This is a genomic window from Flavobacterium sp. BFFFF1 (assembly GCF_002256285.1).
In the GTDB taxonomy this organism is placed as follows: domain Bacteria; phylum Bacteroidota; class Bacteroidia; order Flavobacteriales; family Flavobacteriaceae; genus Flavobacterium.
Genome location: NZ_NKJE01000048.1, coordinates 7,083 through 9,785 on the forward strand (window position 1 = coordinate 7,083; position 2,703 = coordinate 9,785).

The 2,703-nt window shown below is 53.0% G+C and carries 2 protein-coding genes; both read left to right on the forward strand.

The features are described 5' to 3' along the window. Nucleotides 1-301, forward strand: a 301-nt coding sequence (locus tag CFE23_RS16080; protein ID WP_291090301.1) for an aldehyde dehydrogenase family protein, incomplete at its 5' end; no start/stop codon positions are given. 443 nt (nucleotides 302-744) lie between these two features. After that, a partial coding sequence (locus tag CFE23_RS16085; RefSeq protein ID WP_291090303.1) for a PKD domain-containing protein occupies nucleotides 745-2,703 on the forward strand: 1,959 nt, incomplete at its 3' end.

The following is a 2,703-nucleotide window of genomic DNA, read 5'->3' on the forward strand; positions in this document are numbered from 1 at the left end:
GACATTAAAACTGGTGGACGAAACTTCTCCGTATGCATTGACGGGCGCGGTGTTCAGCCAGGACCGTTATGCGATTGCGGAAGCCACCGAAGCACTCAAAGACGCTGCCGGAAATTTCTACATCAACGACAAGCCTACCGGTGCCGTGGTGGGCATGCAGCCATTTGGCGGTGCACGGGCGTCGGGCACAAACGACAAGGCCGGATCGGCATTAAACCTGTTGCGTTGGGCATCCCCACGCACGATTAAGGAAACTTTTGTGACACCGGAAGACTACCGTTATCCTTTTTTGGGGGAATAAACAGCACAGAGCAGTACACCGTTACTATAAAAAAACCAGCCATCACGGCTGGTTTTTTTGTTTGCTGTTTGTGGCAAATATTCTATTTGTGAACATGAGTAGCGTTATTCTGTGAAAATATTTCAATATGCTACTACTATTTAACATTTTTTTATATCTTTAAACCAGCCATGCAGTATGGCAAAGAGAACCGGATTGTGAAACGGCGGGCATCCCCTAAAACCCCTGCCACAGTCTGCTGAGAGGGCACCATTTCCGGCCGCCCTGTCTGTTTAATTATTGTAGCATAAACATCAAATCGGATGATAGGCACCCTCAATGTCATGTCTTTGGTGTGGGTTTTTTATACCTGCACTATTGACCCCTAACCACGAAACCTGTTCAGGGCAGTTTTACTACGCGCTCCCGCAAGCTATTTTCCAAACCTTTAAAACCAACGATTTATGATGAAAACAATGAAACGACTACGTGGAGCCGGCAGTGGCCTGATCAGCCGCACGTTTTGGCTGGTACTGTTCACAATCGGCATGCAGTGGCCTGCTATGGCACAGGACGACACCGGAATTTCCCTGAAATGGGATAAAGAATTCGGGTGCCAGGTCGCCAACAGCGACGATCCGGGACACATTAAATACGAAGAGCTGATTGCTTCGGGCAACTGCCTCAAGGTATGCCAGAACAGCACCGTCACCTATAGCTTATACAGCACCGACCAAACCACATGGACCACTGCGGTCTGGACCGTCAGCGGCGGCACGGCAGTGGTATCACCCGATACCTTCAGCTGCACGATCACCTGGGGCACTGCCGGCGACGGATCCGTGTCGGCCATAGTAGGAACCTTTACAGGCCAGCAGAGCATCCCGACACTGTGTACCAGCGTGATGCCTGCGCCAATCGCGGTATTTGTCATCAACTCCAACGATCCCGCCACCGATTTAACGGTTTGTGTAGACACGGAGCTTAACTTTACCAACCTATCTACGGCACCCGGGGGAACAGAAATTGTCTCGTACCTTTGGGATTTTGGCGATGGTGTGAGCTCCTCCCTGCCAGACCCCGTCCACGCCTATACCGCAGCCGGTACGTATACCGTAACCATGCGCGCCATCAATGCCTGCCATTGCGAAAGCATCTATTCAAGTGAGGTCAAGGTCACCGGCGACCCCGTCAGCATCCGATGCGCAGGTGTCGTATGCGAAGGCGACCGCGTCACCTATGGCTTAGCCACGAGGCTCCGGTGCCTGATAAACGTCGGACACTGGTCCAGTACCGGCGGATCGGTACCCATCGTGCCTGAAGACCCCCCTCTGGACGCGTTGTCTTATCAGGTGATTTGGGACAATGTCCCGGACACCGGATTCGGCGAAGTGCGCTTTTCTTCAACTGACTGCATCACAGACTGCCCCTCGGTGACATCCGTCAGGATTCCCGTGATCAAAGAACACATCAACATCCAGGGAGAAACCAGCGCCTGCCGCAACCAGCAGTACCGCTATACACTGCCCCAGTGGCCGAGCACCGATTTCCAATGGTCAATGACCACCGAAACCGGGGCCGTACTGATCCAGACGGACCAGCGCAACGAAGTCATTATAGAAACCGCGGGCACAGGCAAGATTTTCCTGAACGCGACCTACCAGAATACGCTGCTCAATTGTGGGGGCGTTGCCTATACGCTGGAAATAAACGTAAAGAAACCGCTAACAATTTTCGGTGACCGTGTGGTTTGCCCAGGCCTGCACAACTACCAGATCGAAAATGGCGCTATGGCATTCTGGACCGTTACCAATCCGGATGGCACCACACATTTGACAACAGGCACTTCATTTCTCACACCACCATTCACCGCCGGATATCTGTTTGATATGCCCGGTACGTACACCATTCTCGCCACCACGTTCACGAACTGCAATACCGCAGCGATTAAAGTACAGGTGAAAGCGTTGCCGGACACCCCAAACATTCTCGACTTCCACGGAAAAAGGGTCGTATGCCCCGGCGTACCGGAAACCTTTACGTTTGAAAACACGGTACCGGGCACCATTTTGGGCTGGAAGGTCGCCAATGGTATCAATAGTGCAGGCAGTCCTGTACCCGGCGGCAGTTTCAACGGGTCGAACTATGGGGAAACCGTCACGATCAACCTAAACCCCAACCTCGCAGGGCTCTACCACATACAGGTCTGGCGCGAGTATGCTTCCAATCCGCACTGCCAGTCCGAATTGCTGGACATCACCATCAGCCGCCCGCCGTCAAACCTGCACATCGTGTCTGACAATGGGTTTCCGGAACCTCTCACCGTATGCCCCAGTTCGTACTCCAACTTTACCGTATACCGGATCGGGGAAAGCACCCCTTATGCGGATGGGGAAGTGTACACCTGGTCGCTCGAAGACCCC